Annotated in this window: 11 protein-coding genes and 3 tRNA genes; all 14 read left to right on the plus strand. The window is 39.3% G+C overall.

Going from position 1 to position 16,695, the window contains the following annotated elements:
* The first annotated feature begins 3 nt into the window (after positions 1-3).
* The 14 genes from H5079_RS02505 to H5079_RS02565 all read left to right on the plus strand — a co-directional run bounded on the left by H5079_RS02505 (position 4) and on the right by H5079_RS02565 (position 16,692).
* Positions 4-79 (plus strand) — tRNA-Lys (locus H5079_RS02505).
* An 84-nt stretch (positions 80-163) separates the two neighbouring features.
* A tRNA-Lys gene (locus H5079_RS02510) sits at positions 164-239 on the plus strand.
* Between the two features lie 145 nt (positions 240-384).
* Positions 385-1,425, plus strand: a complete 1,041-nt coding sequence (nadA, locus tag H5079_RS02515) for a quinolinate synthase NadA (RefSeq protein ID WP_182683347.1) — start codon at positions 385-387, stop codon at positions 1,423-1,425.
* Between the two features lie 203 nt (positions 1,426-1,628).
* A tRNA-Ser gene (locus H5079_RS02520) sits at positions 1,629-1,718 on the plus strand.
* A 186-nt stretch (positions 1,719-1,904) separates the two neighbouring features.
* The gene (locus H5079_RS02525) at positions 1,905-3,146 is read left to right on the plus strand and encodes an integrase domain-containing protein (RefSeq protein ID WP_182683348.1); all 1,242 of its coding nucleotides are present in this window, start codon (positions 1,905-1,907) and stop codon (positions 3,144-3,146) included.
* A 25-nt stretch (positions 3,147-3,171) separates the two neighbouring features.
* A complete protein-coding gene (locus tag H5079_RS18390) occupies positions 3,172-3,423 on the plus strand; it encodes a hypothetical protein (protein ID WP_259398039.1) in 252 nt (83 codons plus the stop codon).
* Positions 3,424-3,538: 115 nt separating this feature from the next.
* On the plus strand, positions 3,539-3,829 hold the full coding sequence (locus H5079_RS18395; RefSeq protein ID WP_259398040.1) for a hypothetical protein: 291 nt from the start codon (positions 3,539-3,541) through the stop codon (positions 3,827-3,829).
* 76 nt (positions 3,830-3,905) lie between these two features.
* Positions 3,906-6,026, plus strand: coding sequence for a RecQ family ATP-dependent DNA helicase (locus tag H5079_RS02535; protein ID WP_182683349.1), 2,121 nt, complete (start codon positions 3,906-3,908; stop codon positions 6,024-6,026).
* Between the two features lie 11 nt (positions 6,027-6,037).
* Entirely contained in the window at positions 6,038-7,039 is a 1,002-nt protein-coding gene (locus tag H5079_RS02540) for a DNA-processing protein DprA (RefSeq protein ID WP_182683350.1), read from the plus strand.
* A 5-nt stretch (positions 7,040-7,044) separates the two neighbouring features.
* The gene (locus H5079_RS02545) at positions 7,045-7,431 is read left to right on the plus strand and encodes a hypothetical protein (protein ID WP_182683351.1); all 387 of its coding nucleotides are present in this window, start codon (positions 7,045-7,047) and stop codon (positions 7,429-7,431) included.
* An 85-nt stretch (positions 7,432-7,516) separates the two neighbouring features.
* Positions 7,517-9,571: a class I SAM-dependent DNA methyltransferase gene (locus H5079_RS02550; RefSeq protein ID WP_182683352.1), complete on the plus strand. Its 2,055-nt coding sequence runs from the start codon at positions 7,517-7,519 to the stop codon at positions 9,569-9,571.
* A complete protein-coding gene (locus H5079_RS02555; protein ID WP_182683353.1) occupies positions 9,571-11,100 on the plus strand; it encodes a restriction endonuclease subunit S in 1,530 nt (509 codons plus the stop codon). Before H5079_RS02550 ends, H5079_RS02555 begins: the two co-directional genes overlap by 1 nt.
* Positions 11,100-12,308, plus strand: a complete 1,209-nt coding sequence (locus H5079_RS02560; RefSeq protein WP_182683354.1) for a hypothetical protein — start codon at positions 11,100-11,102, stop codon at positions 12,306-12,308. Before H5079_RS02555 ends, H5079_RS02560 begins: the two co-directional genes overlap by 1 nt.
* 61 nt (positions 12,309-12,369) lie before the next feature.
* The gene (locus tag H5079_RS02565) at positions 12,370-16,692 is read left to right on the plus strand and encodes a hypothetical protein (protein ID WP_182683355.1); all 4,323 of its coding nucleotides are present in this window, start codon (positions 12,370-12,372) and stop codon (positions 16,690-16,692) included.
* Positions 16,693-16,695 lie beyond the last annotated feature (3 nt).

Genomic DNA, 16,695 nt, shown 5'->3' on the forward strand with positions numbered 1-16,695 from the left:
AGCGGGGCATTAGCTCAGTTGGTAGAGCAGTTGACTTTTAATCAATTGGTCGATGGTTCAAATCCATCATGCCCCACCATTCTATGAGCAGTGAAAGTAAAGTATTAGTCGGCGGATTTACGCAATCAACTAACTAGCAGCCTTGCTAATTAGTTATCAAAGGGGGGCATTAGCTCAGTTGGTAGAGCAGTTGACTTTTAATCAATTGGTCGATGGTTCAAATCCATCATGCCCCACCATTTTTAGACAATCCCTTCTTAATAGCGTCTTTTTAAAACTTCAACTTTTTATTTATAAACACCTTGAGCAGATAGCTGTTATTTAGCTTTATATTCTCGTATAATTCATCGTAATTAATGCAATATAGATGAAGTGGTCGAGAACATGAGTCTAGCTCAAACTATTATGCCTGAAGGCTATATTTTCCCTCCTAAGCCAGCACCGTTAACACAAAACGAACAAGGCGAATACAAAGCACGTATAAAGCAACTACTGCAAGAAAAAAATGCCGTATTAGTTGCCCATTACTATACCGATCCTGAAATACAAGCACTAGCCGAAGAAACCGGCGGCTGCGTTGCCGACTCGCTAGAAATGGCGCGTTTTGGTACACGCCACGATGCCGACATGATCATTGTAGCGGGTGTGCGTTTTATGGGTGAAACCGCAAAAATATTAACGCCTAACAAAACCGTGGTTATGCCAACGCTCGAAGCGACTTGTTCGTTAGACATAGGTTGCCCGGTAGATGAATTCTCAGCGTTTTGCGATCAGCACCCCGACCGCACAGTAGTAGTGTATGCAAATACTTCTACCGCAGTAAAAGCGCGTGCAGATTGGATTGTAACCTCATCGTGTGCACTGGAAATTGTTGAGCACTTAGATGAACTAGGTGAAAAAATAATTTGGGGCCCAGACAAGCACCTAGGTAGCTATATTCAAAAGAATACCGGCGCTGATATGATCATGTGGAATGGTGCATGTATCGTTCATGACGAGTTTAAAACTAAAGCTCTAAAAGACATGAAAGCGCTGCACCCAGATGCGGGCGTACTCGTACATCCAGAGTCGCCAGAGGAAATTGTTGCCCTTGCTGATGCAGTTGGTTCAACCAGCCAGTTAATAAAAGCAGCGCAAACAATGAGCAACAAAAAGTTTATTGTAGCAACTGACCGCGGTATTTTTTATAAAATGCAGCAACTATGCCCAGACAAAGAATTCTTCGCCGCTCCAACAGCCGGTGAAGGCGCTTCATGTAAAACATGTGCGCATTGCCCTTGGATGGCAATGAACGGCTTAAAAGCGATTGAAGAAGCTCTGATAGACCCCAAAGGTAAAGAAGTGTTTGTTGACATGGGCTTACGCGAAGGCGCACTTAAATCACTTAACCGCATGCTTGATTTTACCGCCACAATGGCAAAGTAAAGTTAACGAATATAAAAACGCACGTTAAGTTAACGCTTAAAAAACGGTTATGCCACCCGCATAGCCGTTTTTTGTGCACAGCATAAAAAATATGAATGATAAGTGAGCAGTTAAAAGCTCAAAACTAAAAATGCCTTGCACCTATGGCAGCTATTTCATACTATAGCGCGCTTGTTGCACTACCTAGTATGTAGCAACGCCGTGGAGGGATGGCTGAGTGGCTGAAGGCGCACGCCTGGAAAGTGTGTTTAGGTTAATCCCTAACGAGGGTTCGAATCCCTCTCCCTCCACCATTATTCAATATCAGGACGTCTCATGACGTCCTTTTTTGTGCCTGCAATAAAGTAAAATCAATGACTTAGCGTTTTACAGCGTCCTACCGCGTCTCATCAAAGCTTAAAGTTTTAGTATTCCATTTAGTATTCCTATAATAAGCTGTCATAATTAGGAATACTAAAATAGAACGGAGTTAATTTGTTATGGCCAGATCTGTAAAACAACTTACTGATACAGCGCTCAAGAAAGCAAAAACAGAAGATAAAGATTTTATTTTATCTGATGGCAACGGCCTACAAGTCAAAGTTAGAAAGAGTGGAACTAAACTCTGGAATTTTAATTACTACCATCCAATTACAAAAAAGCGTATTAACATGGTATTGGGTAAGTATCCCGCTCTATCCATTGTTAATGCACGAAAATTAGCCCAAGAAGCCAGAGAGTTGGTTGCATTAGGAACTGACCCAAAAGAGCATAGAGATGAAACTTTAGCTTTTAAACGAGCACAAGAAGAGTTAACACTAAGTAAGGTCGCTTTAGAGTGGTTTGAGGTTAAAAAGCCTGATTTTACTCAAGCTCATGGTGAAGATATTTGGCGCTCATTAAATAACCATGTTTTACCGGTTATTGGTAAATACCCAATTGGTAAAATTAACGCACCACAGGTAATAAAAATATTAAGGCCTATAGAGGCTAAAGGTACCCTAGAAACAGTTAAGCGTTTGAGCCAACGATTAAACCAAGTTATGACCTACGCAGTTAATAGTGGTTATATTCAAGCTAATCCGCTTGCTGGAATAAAAGAAACTTTTAAAAAGCCTCAAAAACAAAACATGCCTTCGTTAAAACCTGAAGAGTTGCCTGAATTGATGCAAACGCTTGCTACAGCTTCAATTAAACGTGTAACTCGCTTTTTAATTGAGTGGCAGTTACATACTCTTACACGCCCTGGTGAAGCTGCAGGTACTCGGTGGGATGAGATCGATTTTGATAATAAACTTTGGGTTATCCCAGCTGAACGTATGAAAAAGCGCAGAGAGCATGTTATTCCTTTATCAAAACAAGCTGTAGAGTTATTAGAGGCAATAAAACCAATTTCAGGGCACAGAGACTTTGTTTTTCCGTCAGACAGAAACCCGAGAAACCATATCAACAATGAAACAGCTAATATGGCTCTAAAACGCATGGGGTTTGAAGGTAGATTAGTAAGCCATGGCTTGCGCTCGCTTGGCAGCACAACATTAAATGAACATGAGTTTAATCCAGATATAATAGAAGCCGCACTTGCGCATGTAGATAAAAACCAAGTTCGTTCTGCTTATAATAGAGCTGAATACATAGAAAAACGCAGAGAGCTAATGAATTGGTGGAGCGAGCATATAGGCCGAGCATCTCAGGGTACATTGTCGGTATCAGGACATAAGCACCTTTTAAAAGTTGGTTAGAAGGGAATAAAAATAAGGATATTAAATGGCTTTAACACAAATGCTAATTATTCAGTCTCTTGAGAAATGTGATCTGGTTAGAAAGGGAGTTAGTTGGGGTGTACCAGCAACTGAGCTTAAGCATTTAACTGGGAGAATAGGGGAGTTATATGTAGCGCTGATAACTAATGGTCGTATGGCAACGGAGGTTAATCAGGCTGACTATGGTGTTGCATCAAGCCTATGGCATAACAATAGGTTAAAAAGACCGCTAGGCTGCATACAGGCGGTTATATAGGCTTGTATGCTAATACGTTAGGCTTAGTTGAACGTATAATTATTTTAAGAATCAATACCGACGAAATTCAAGTTTAAACCCTATTAGATGCGCCGTAGAAGAAGCTAAACGACTAATGAACAATGTAGCAACAGGTAAAAGCTTTATTACAATGAGCAAGTTAATAAACCCACCTGCTAAGCCACGTACTTTATTAAACCTAAAAGAAGCTATATGGCATAACTACAAATTAGTAGAGCTTGAAAACGGTACCATAGGAGTGTTTTTAAATGGCGAATTTGTAACACCAAGTAAGCTTTACTTGCTTGATATTGCTAAAGAGTTAGGGGTTTCAATTTTAAATGGCAACGGAAATCCATTTAATACAAGACAGTTGGGTTCTTTATTATTGAAAACAATTAGGTAGCTGATATACATTTGGAGCGTACATAGATAAAATCAAACTAAATGATTTACTTAACGTCAAATAAAAGGAATTAATCATGAGTCAGCAAAGAGCGCTGGAATTATTGAGGCAAGGTGTTGGCAGCCCAACAGCTAATTTTCATGAGCATCAGTGGGAATCTGTTAATGCAATTGTAAATCAACGCTGTCGTTTAATATGTGTGCAACGTACTGGTTGGGGTAAAAGTTCAGTTTACTTCATCTCAACTAAAATGATGCGTGAACAAGGCCATGGTCCTACAATTATTATTTCCCCTTTACTGGCCTTAATGCGTAATCAAATTGAATCTGCTGCTAAATATGGAGTAGCACTCGGAACCGTTAACTCATCGCAAACACGTCAACAAAACACGTTAAACAAACAACAATTGCTATCTGGCCATTTAGATGCATTAATCATTGCGCCTGAACAACTGGCAAATCAAGAGTTTGTAGATAATGTAATAATACCATCTAACCCTGGATTCTTTGTTATAGATGAAGCGCATTGTATTTCAGATTGGGGGCATGATTTTAGGCCTGATTATCGTCGTATATCAAGAGTGCTTGGTAATATTGCTGATACACCAGTTTTAGCGACAACAGCCACAGCAACTAGTCGTGTTGTTGAAGATGTTGTTGAGCAGCTAAGAGTTGCAGAGCAACAAATATATTTATTACGTGGTCAATTAACACGAGAATCTATTCACCTTCAAAATATACATCTAGATAAACGTTCAAAGCGCTTAGCTTGGCTCGCTCACAATATTCCAAAAATTGAAGGTACAGGTATAGTTTATGCGACAACAATAAATGATGCATTTTTGGTAGCTGCTTGGTTAAGAAGTTGCGGTATAGAGGCTGAAGGCTATGCAGGCTCAATTCCAGGCTTATCAACAGCTGAAAGTGCAATTAAACGAGAGCAACTAGAACAACAACTACTAAATAACGAAATTAAAGTACTAGTTAGCACATCAGCTTTAGGTATGGGCTTTGATAAAGGTGATTTAGCTTTTGTTTTTCATTACCAAAGTGCAGGATCAGTTGTAAGTTATTACCAGCAAGTTGGTCGAGCAGGACGCAGTATTGATGATGCTTATGGTGTATTACTGTCTGGCGATGAAGACGAAGAAATCCAAAACTACTTTATTAGAGAGGCCTTCCCTAAAGAAGAGCTCGTACGAGACTTACTCGCTCTACTCGAAGAAGACAGTTGTGACGGCCTTAAAAAAGCTGATTTGGAAGCACAGCTAAATTTTGCACCTATGAAAATAGAAGCTGCGCTAAAGTTTCTATTAGCTGAATACCCAACACCGATAGTTAAGGAAGGCTCTTTATACAAGCGTACGATTAATAATTACTCATTACCGACAGAAATGATCCAACGTTTATCAAATAGAAAAACAGGTGAGTGGCAAGAAATTCAAGCTTACCTTCAAAGTGACCAATGTTTAATGCAAGTATTAGCCTCTGCGCTTGACGATACCCTCGCAGCTCTATGTGGAAAATGTGCTAACTGTGATCCTGATAATGCGTTTGAAACGACATATCCTCAAGAATTAGGACAACAAGCTTTCGAATTTTTGAGTAATACCATGATTGAAATTGAACCTAAAAAACAAGTAGGTAATGGACATGCTCAAGCGGCTGAAAGATTTCCGGTGTATGACTTTGGCTATAAATTTGGCGCATTAGAACATGAGCCTGGCGCTGCACTATGTCATTGGGGAGAAGCTGGTTGGGGCGAAATAGCCGCTGCTGGTAAACGCGACCATGTTTTCGACCCTAAATTAGCCGACGCCTGTGTGAAGATGATAAACGAACGCTGGCAGCCAAATCCTATGCCTACTTGGGTAACTTATGTGCCATCGCAAAACTATCCGAATTTAGTAAAAGACTTTGCTGAGTTAGTAGCACAAAAACTTGGTTTAGAATGTGTTGAAGCTGTAGTCAAAGTAAATCAAACATTACCTCAAAAGCGCATGGAAAATAGCGATTTCCGGTGTAAAAACCTTGATGGGGCTTTCGCTGTTCAAAATGTACGTGAAGGCGAGCCAGTATTATTGATTGATGATGCTTCAGACTCAGGTTGGACATTTGCTGTTATTGCGGCATTGTTAAGGCGTGAAAGAAGTGGCCCTGTATTTCCAATGGCTGTTATGTCAACGAAATCAAATTAAAGAGTGATAAATTGAATACTCAAAACACCCAATATAACGAAAATACACAAGCAGTTTTGCTGTTATCAACTTTTTTTAGTAAGCCTAAAAAAGATGAGGCTCGCCCACTAACCGCCATAGAGTATGGCCGTTTTGCTCGTTGGCTATATGAATTTAATTACACGCCCAGTTCGTTGTTTCATCAGTTTGATGAGGTGCTATCCAAATGGAAAGATCCTAAAGGCAAAATTACCGCTGATCGCCTATCTGAGATTTTAGGTCGTAAAGCAGCTATGGGTTTAGCACTAGAAAAATGGCAACGTGCAGGTGTGTGGGTTATAACAAGGCAAGACAGCGAATATCCTCAGTTACTTAAAAAGAAACTCCGCCATATTTCACCGCCGGTATTTTTCGGTGTAGGGAATAAGGCACTACTGCAAAAAGGTGGTTTAGCTGTTATTGGCTCACGTGGTATTGATGATGTTGATGAAAAGTTTACCGAAGATATCGCCATACAAGCTGCCAACGAGAACATTAATATTGTATCTGGAGCAGCAAGAGGTGTTGATGAAACAGCTATGCTGGCTTCGCTGAATGTAGGTGGTACAGCTGTTGGCATTATGGCTGATAGCCTTTTAAAGGCGGCTACTGCCAGCAAATGGCGTAAACACCTACAAAATGAACAACTGGTGCTAATCTCAAGTTTTTATCCTGAAGCTGGTTTTAGTGTTGGTAATGCTATGGCCCGTAATAAATACATATATACCGCAGCAAATGCTGCACTAGTAGTGCGTGCTGATGAAGGCAAAGGTGGAACTTGGGCTGGAGCTAAAGAAAATAACGAAAACCAATGGGTGCCTTTATTTGTTAAACAACAATCAGACGCCAGTGGCAATATAGTGCTGTTAAATAACGGGGCTATCCCACTTGAGTTGCAATCAAGTACCGAACCTTGGCTTGCTAATACATTAGGCACAGCTCAAAATGTTGATTCAAATAACAGCCAACCTAATACCTTAAATTTATTTGAGTAATGAATATGCTAGCAAGCCAATTATTAAATGACATTAAACACCAACTCACAGCACCTATGATGCTTAGTAAATTGATGCAAGAGCATAATAAATTAATTAAACAGCTGGAATGGCTGCCAGAGCAACTGGCTTTGTTTTTAGCGGTATTACCTGAATTTACCGTAACCAAATTTGAAAGTGGTGAAACCCAAATCAGTATGGGGGAAGTTGAAGTTACCTTGGAGCTGGCACTTGAAGCTTTATTAAAAGAAGCCAACAAGCCATTGCCAACAGATAAATTAATACAGCAGTTAAAAGAATTTAAAACCAGCGGTCCACAGTTGTTGGCAATTGCGAAAAAACACCCGAATATGAATGTGTTTGGTGGCCGAGCCATTCTTTATCGAGCTTAAAACTATAAAGCTTAAAAGTAACGAGCCTAATCATAACGCTGGCAACAATTACGCAATAAAATAACGAATTTATAAGTAGACAAACATGACTGAAGAAACAAAAACGAAGAAATTAAGCAAAGCAGAGCAAGATAAGGTCGACCAAGGCGAAGCGCTAAAAGCCCAAGTACTGGCTACGCTCGAATTGCAAAACACCGCTTACGCTGCTAAAGGTTTTGATCAACAAGCTAATTTAAAGATTAGTAGCGAAGAGCAGCAAGTCAGTTTAGTTTACGGTAAAGACAATAATGGTGAGCCGACTCACCGGGTGATGTTATGGGTATTGCCAGAAGGTCATTGGCAGTTAGTCGGTGTAGATAATGTAGAAATGACTGCCATTGAAGCTGCTGGGGTATTAGATGAACATGAATTCCCTAAATTTATCCACGTAACCGATGGTAAAAACGAAAAGTTCTTTGAAATGGACTTTCCACCAATGGAAGTGGACCAAATACCCAGTGTTAATGAAATAAACAACTACAAACAAATTAAGCGTGATCCTACGTATTATTGGTCTCGTGAAATGTACCAGCGTTTGATGGATGGTTTAGATGATTTTCATGAAACCGTTTATACCAAAACCAAAGATAACGTCAGTAATAAAAACGAAATCATTGAAGAAGTGGCGAAGTTTCTATTTTTGGAAACTTTCCGTATTCACCATCCAGACCAACAGTTTAAATATGAAGATAAAGTACTTCAGTTTAAAGATGTTTTTGACTGGAAGTACATAGAAATCAACAAAGGTGATGCGGTAAAGCAAATTAAAGTTGCGTTTGATGCATTAAAAGAGCATCAAGATTATAAAGTGACCGATGATAGCGGCGAAGCTCACCCAATTTTTGATGTTGAAACTCACCTGCGCCTCGCAAAGCCAGAAAACTACTTGGCATTGATGAAGTTGATACAAGATTTACCAGGTGTATTTTTAAACAGTGAGTATCAAAAACCAAAAGATAAACGCGCCATTGTTGCCGGTAAAGAGCACCCTAATTTAGGTCATGTCGCAGCTGATGTTTTAGGCCGGGTATTTGATGTTTTTTTACGAGGAAACTTTGAGTCGAAAGGTGGTATGGGGGTTTACTTAACACCAGCGCCGGTGAAGCAATGTATGTTGCAAATGGCGATGCATGATATTTTAAAAGAATCACCTGAAATCCTTAATACTAAAGGTAAAGATGGCAAACCTGTATTTCGTTATTGCGACCCAACTTGTGGAAGTTATGGCTTTGGCTCAATCGCCCTTGGCCATATAGAACGTGCCTTAATGGAAGTGTTAGGCAAAGAAACAGCCGATGATGTGCGCCGAGATGAGCACTTTCAAGCTATGTTAGAACATAGTTTTGTCGGTGCAGATGCCGCACCGTTAATGGTAAAACTTGCCCGAGTAAATATGGCTTTGTTAGGCGCACCAAAAGCCAATATTTTTAAAACCGATAATTCTCTTACTACGCCACAATTAAAAGCAGGCAGCTTTGACCTAATTTGTACTAATCCACCATTTGGTAAAGCAAAATCAGGTGTTACAGAAATATTAGAACAATACACTACAGACTTACATGAAGCGCCAAAAGGTAAAGATTGGATTTATAAACCAACAGTTTATGGCCGTGCCTTAGGCGGCAAGCCTAATAATAAAGATCGCTGGAAACTATCAAGTAGTAATATTGATATGGCAGTGTTATTTATTGATCGCTGTATAGAGTTGCTTAAACCCGGTGGTCGCTTACTGATGGTATTGCCTGACGGTATTTTATGTAACTCAGGAGATCGTTATGTACGTGAGTACATTATGGGTAAAAAAGATGAAGAAACAGGAAAGTTTAGTGGTGGTAAAGCCATTGTAAAAGCCGTGGTATCACTGCCATCAGATACCTTTAAACTCTCAGGGACGGGGGCTAAAACTAGTATTCTATATCTTCAAAAACGCGAGGCTCACCACGAAGATGAAAATACTTTTGCTAACCAAGAACAAGGTGATGTTTTTATGGCGGTGGCTGATACCTTAGGTTATGTCGTTAAAAACAAAATTGAGGATTATTCAACGGGTGTGCCAAATGATTTGGCTGCAATTTCTGGTGCATATGCGAGAGGTGAATAATGCAAATTAATAGAGTCCCTATTTCTGAGATAAAAACAAATCGTTTAGACCCTGACTACTACAAGCCAGAATATTTAACTTCTGAAAAGGCTGTAAAGGATTTTGGTGCGTTTAATCTTGGTGATGCGGGGAAGTTATTCGCTGGTCCTTTTGGTTCTAAATTGCCGAGTAAATTGTATTTAGATGCAGGCATTCCACTTTTCCGTATTGGTAACATAGGTAATATGGAAGCAATACCTCAGAATATGGCGCACCTAGCGCCAGAAGTTCATCAAGAACTCAAAACTTCAGAGGTAGGTGCTGGCGATCTACTTATAGTTAAAGCCAGTGTGAGCGAAAAAATATGTAAGGTCCCATCAAACATAGAAAAAGCTAATATTACACAACATATTGTGGCACTTCGAGGCAATGGTAAATATAACACGGATTATTTAATGGCATTTCTATTTTCTAGATTTGGCTGTCATCAACTTTTAAGGCGCTCTTTAGGTTCTATTATTCAATACCTTGGCATTAGTGATACAAGAAATGTATCAGTCCCTGATGTCGATGATAAGGTTCAAACCTACATCGGTGATAAAGTTCACCACTCAGAGTTATTGAGAGAAATGGCTCAATCTATTGAGTCAGCAGTAAATACAGATTTGGATAGCCTACTTTCACCCTATGAACGAGAACCAAAGAAATATGCAATTACGAACATCCATGAGTTAGAAGGTAGGCTTGATCCCAGACCTTACAGAAGTCATTACAAAAGTATGGTTAATGAGATAAAAAATCATACTTACAGTGAAGTCGGTGATATAGCCAACTTAACTTCAGGGGATCCAGTTCCTAGCGAACTTTTTGGACAAGAAGGCATACCTTTAATCCGAATTAGAAATATCGGGTCAAATGATTTTATAGATTTGGATGCTTGGCTGCCTAATGACTACATAAAAAATAAGCAGCAATACAATGCGAGAGCTGGCGATATTGTTGTAGGAATGGATGGAATTTTTAGAGCTCAGTTTTTTATTGATTATGATTTACCTGCTCGCATAAACCAGCGAGTAGCAATTTTTAGATGCCATGATATTGAGCCAGAGCTGTTATGTTTTTGGTTAAATCGTATTGAAGGGCAAAATCAATTAAATCAATGGGCTGTTAAAACAACAGTAGAGCACACTAGCCTTGATTATATATCTAGAATAGTTATACCTCGATTTGATAGAACAGAAGAAAATAATCTGGCAAAGGAATTAAACACACGAAGAAGATCAACCTATCTTTCTAAAAAGTGTTCTGAAGCTTCAAAGTATATTATTGAAGCTCTAATTGAAGGAAAAATCACGGAAAGTCAGTTAATCGAAGCACAACAGGCTTTGGAAAATGGTGATAATAGTAAAGACAGAGCTATTTTAAGTAAACTTACTGACAAAGGTTATTTAGCTGATGATGGTAAACCATTGTTTTCTGACTTAGACAAACTCTATGAACTATTAGATGAGGCAAAACAAGCGGTAGATACTGGAGAGGAATCTGCTTAATGACTGCTAGCATTTCCGCCCACCTTACTGAAAAAGAAGCGCAATTACTGTTAACGCTGATTCAACAAGGGATATGTGTGAATCAGACTGAACTTGAAGTATTCCAACCGCTTGGCTTTTGGCTATTTAGTAAAGATAAAAAAACACTAATTGCTAGTAAGAAATTATTGCTGTTACGCCAGACACTTAATACCGATTTAGATGCTGTTACTGCGATTTTGGCAACGATTCCTGAATTACAAACCGCCTGGGCCAATATTGTCGCTGCACAATTAAATGATGCGGCTGCGAGAAATGATGTTCAAGTATTAAGCGAACAAATAACTAACCTTGGTGGTGGTGCTGGTTTTGTATTATCACAAGAAAAGAATGGCTCACTTAACCCAACAGAGTTTACAACACTGGAAAATTTTGTCTTCGGCCAAGGGGCTGAACAAAGTGCCAGTTATCCGAAATTATTAAGAGCCTTATCCACTGCGGCTAAGCTAATAGACGATTCAACAAAAGTTAAAGCAGAAGCAAATGAACTTTCACCAATTGATGACGGGAATGTTACCTCTCATTGGTTAGCTCAACGTTTAATTGAGTTACCACTAATCACTGAAGCTAATATAAAAAGTCACGTAACGAATGGCTATCACCTTAATGGCCTAGTACAAGCACCAAGTGTCGATTTAAACGATAAAGCAATCATTGAATGGCTAGTGACCAACCCTTGGGCTTATTTGTTAGCGCAAATTATTTATACCCAAGATATGTGGCGCAGTGAACAGGTTTCGGGTGGCTTAGCCTTAGAAGTCGACTCAAGCCAAATAAAACACTTTATGCAGCCAAATGCTATCCAAGTAGTGGTAACGACTAATACAGGTTATGAGGTTAGTTGTGGTAGTTTAGCTGAATTAATTTTACGGGTGCTTGATGCACTTGATATTCATTTACTTACACCGCTTAAACACCCACTGCAAATTGAAGCACTTAATGCTGCGATTAGCCCGGTGATTGGCTATATGATTTCTGCCAAGGTATGGCAATTTATTGAAGGCAGCAGCCAAGATATTCCGCAATATAAAACCCACAGCAGTTTTGCTCGTATTCCTACTTCACGACTTGGTACTATTAACTTTGCCAGACCGAGCAAGCATATTACTGCGGCTATTCGAGAACAGGCACAAAGCTGGGCCAATGAATTGGTAGGGCTAAAAATATGATTTATTTTAAAATACTAGAACAGCAACTAAGCCTTAAAAAGGATTTAAAGAGGAAGTGTCAATGAACAACGCAAGCTCAAATAAAAATATAAGCAATAATAATTCTTTGGGTGTTGCTGAAGCGTCAACACAGTACGCTATAGCCAATCATCATTGGCAATCAGATGGGTTATCATCTTATCCTCCGCGTGACCCTTTAGTTGGCCAAAGCCAATTTTTTAATGATTTTGAAAGCTTTATTCATTTGGTTGATAAAGAAGAAAATGAATTTACTCAAGTGTTTTCTGTGGTTGCTGAATGGGGTCGTGGTAAATCACGTTTAGGGTATGAACTTATTGCCCAAGTAAATGATGCAAGCCCGGGTTGGTATTGCCGTGATAACGCAGGTGATTTAAACCCTGTTAAGTTATTTAGAAACGATGAAGATCGTGAACAGTATTTAAGTTTGTATATCCGCTATAGCCAAATAGCTACCGAAAACCAAAACCATGAAAATTGGTTTGCTTACGGTTTATATATGGCGCTGCAACCATTGGCTAAAAATCAATTTGATGGTTCTATTCAAGCTGAAGTTGCCAAGCAATGTTTTAATCGATTAGAAGTGGAAGGCTTTGATCATCAAGAGCTTGCAAACCGTTTAGAGCTTGATAAGAATTACTCAGATCAAGATTTATATGACGATGAGTTTCTAGCGACACGATTAGTAAATGCTGCGTATGAGTATTTAAACCAGTTTGGCATTAAATACATTCTAGTGGTACTTGATGAATTAGAAACAGCCGCAGAAGCAGCCACCTATGGCTTAGAAAGTGATGATATTAAACGCCTTGATGGACGTGCAATAAGCATTGTAGGTAGTGCGATTAAAGAGGAAGATCCTCGTCGTAAATTACCTTGGCTGCGCTATGTTACCTTATGTTCACCTGCTATTGGTGATGAACTGAGAGAAGTGACCTCTTTGCGACGTCGCTTTAATTTGGTTGATTTAGAGCACAATGCTTTTTCTGATGTTAGTGATTATGTTGCCACGTTAAAAAAGGATGGTCGTTTAGCACAAGATTACATTGAAGGCGTGGTTGAAGCTGCTTATGCCATGAGTGGCGGTAACTTTGGTTGGTTTAACGTGATTATGGCAGCGGTTGATGAAAAGCTTGCCAGTATGCAGATGAGCGGTGAAGCAGTAAAAAGCATAGGCCAACTGTTTAATGCCGTTTTGAAAAGCTCAGCAAGAGTGCGTGAATACGTTTTAGATTCTGGTGCTATTCAAGCAATTAAAACTGAAAACATTGGTATTAAAGATGCTGCTCTTGAACTTCTTTATGGTCAGTTGCCTGTAAATTTAAAAACGGTTGATGAAAGCACTAAAGCATTGGTCACTACGGTTAATGAATTTGATGATGCCGTTGCTAGCTTTTATTGTTTGGTTAATTGGGACAGAGATAATTGCCGTCCGGCACTGCAAAATGCCAAGTTTGTGCGTGATAAAGCAGACTTATGGACCTTTGAAGGCATAGAGCAAAAGCTAGATTTAACTCAGTTACTGGCTAACTTAGCTACATATGCTATTCACGAAGGTAGTAATCAGTTATTGGTCCCTAATAATAGAGCCGAATTTATTCAGTTGCTGCAATTATTGTATCCCCATGGAGCCGCTGAAGATGTAGCAAGAGCCTTATGGTTGCATCACTTTGGCGATCAAGAGCAATTAACACAAGCTGCGACCCATATAGGGCCTAGTGTTAACATGCTGAACCGCTTAAATCTTAGGTATCGTCAGCAAAGCCAACAATCGCTTATTTTTAAAACGCCAGATTCTGCTAATGCGCATTTTGAAGTAATGAAAGAAGCAAGCGATAAAGCTGCTGATAAACAGTTGTCGCGTTTAACTGGTTTAATGCGAGTATTAGATAGCCATTGGCAATATGACGCGACTGATGCGGGTTTTGATAATAGTTGTGACTTAGTAAGCATTGCGACCTCGCATACGCGTAACCAGCAAGAAGTGAGCGGTTTATCTACGTGTCGAGCTTTACATTTACACCCTAAAGGTCGTTTAGTATTAGCTTATGTGAACAACGAAAAAGAGCTCAAAGCGCTTTGTTCACAAGTGACTAAGCAGTTTGCTGATGAAGGGAAATTTCCTGTTTTAGCGGTTACTTCTTCTATCGATTTAGGCAATAAGTTTAATAACCCATCAGATCCTGTGCTGCAAAAGGCGCAAGATTATTTAATGCTGTATCGTTTAAGTCATAACGAAGAGCATATTTTAGAGCAAGTGGGGATGCCACTGGCAGACTGCCAAGGTTTTACCATTGAGCGTAAAGATTTAACCTCTAAGTTTTTACAGCGCCTTGATGCATTAAATAGAAGCTTGGTTGATTCTGCCACTCATTGGCGACAAGGCCTACATGAGCGTGGCTTAATTGCTATGCCATTACGAGCGAGCAATAAACTTACGCAAAAAGAACTGGAGTTATTAGCCGATGGTTGGGCTGATTTAATTGTGCGAAGCGATGTAAAAAAATTGAGCCGTTACGATCAAACACCTCAAACTGTTGAAGATGGCGCATTGTACGATTTAGTTAGGCAATTAAAAGTACCGCAAAAAGAACTTAATGATGGTTTTGGTGAACAAGAGTGGAGTCAAATATTTTCTTCTACTGATGAAATAACGGCTCAAGCACAGTTTCCTACTTTTATATGCCGTTTATTAAAAGAGCGTTTGTTTAAGCATACTAAAATCACTTTAGAATATGCTAAACAAGCCTGGTTTTTTGGCTACAGCTGGCACACAAAGAATCCTAATGATGTATTTAAAGAGTGGATGTTGTTATTAGATAGCGCTCTATTAGTTGATCAAAGTAGTGATCCTAGCAAACCTAAAGTTCCAGTTTATTCATTAAATGAACGCAGTGCTTTTGAAGGCAGGTTAAAAGAAGCTGAGAATTGGTTAGAAAATGATTACCCAACACGTGTTAGTGAGATTGCTACCTTATTTGGAGAAGGTCGAATTAATACCTTGTTTGCGCCTAAAGGTAAAAAAGAAGTTGGGGCTAAAACTCATATGGCACAGGCAAATTTAAACAAGGCGAGTTCACTTCAATCAGAAATTAAAAGGTTAGAAGAAACTACATTACCGAGCATTGATGATTGGTTTGATTATGCCAACCAGTTAGCTACAACCAGTCAGGCCAGATATGCACATCAAAAATCTGTTGAGTGGGTATACCAAGCAGAAGGTTATCAGCAAGAATTGCAGCAAAAGCAGTTTGCTAATTTAGATTTTGAACAGGATAGCTCGCCTCTTTGGAAGCGTATTGCCAAAGCAAAATCGTTTGCCGATCAGGTTTATAAAATTGAAAAAGCAGTAACGACTCAAACCACAGCGCTTATTTCTGAAATAAAATCAGATGCTGAGAGCAAACCACCATTCCCGCAAAATATCTTCACTTTATCGTTAGATAAAATCTCTCGTATTCTTGCTGGTGCTATTAGGCCGGGGACATTGCCAGGAGAAACACCAGAGAAACAACACACTGAAGCGGGAACCTTAGGTTTCTATTTGCGTAATTTAGACGTTGAACATGCTTTAAAGCGTTTAGAACAATTAGCCCAGGAGGTTGGCTATAACATTGATAGTGAGCAGTGCTTACCACTTGAGGATATAAGTGGTGCGGTAATTTCTAGTTATGTAGATTTGAAAGCTGAGTTTTTAAAGCAACATACCCGTGCTGATGAAGCTGTTGCGGGGCTGGAAGAGGTTAAACAGTCTTTAGATAATGTACCTGCGGATTTTGCATCAATATACCCTGACGCTTTAACAAAATTAGAACAGCTCAATAAAAAGGTTAAATACGTTGCTGGCTTGTTTGATGACATTCAAGATGAAGCCGATTCGTTAAAAGATAGAATTAATTCTGATCTGCAATTAGGACAGTTCAAATTATTGCGAGAACAAGTTCCGCCACTGCTAGCTGATGTTAAAAAGCAGCTTACACAGTGGTCTGGTGATATTGCGACCTTAAAAAACTATGTGATTGGTTATCGTGAGAAATTACTTAAAAATCAGAATTGTAATTTTGATCAAGCCTTGCATGTTCTACAAACAATAAATGGTGAAGCGCAAACTCCTACGTTAACCATTAAAGAAGTAGAAAGTATGGGCTCTTTAGCGCAAGCCAAAAAAGAGCTAGACGCAAGAGAAGCCAAAGTGAAAACTAAAATAAATACTTTGCTTGATTCACATATTGTTAGCGCTGAACGCTGGGCAGTAATTGTTAATGATTTAGCTGAAGGAAAAGATCCTAATTTCACCCATGATGAAACCCAAGAGCTAGTGAACAAACAGCTGATTGTGCAAACCTATCGATTAGGCGGGGCTTAACGG

It is taken from the genome of Pseudoalteromonas sp. SG44-5 (assembly GCF_014164175.1).
In the GTDB taxonomy this organism is placed as follows: domain Bacteria; phylum Pseudomonadota; class Gammaproteobacteria; order Enterobacterales; family Alteromonadaceae; genus Pseudoalteromonas; species Pseudoalteromonas nigrifaciens.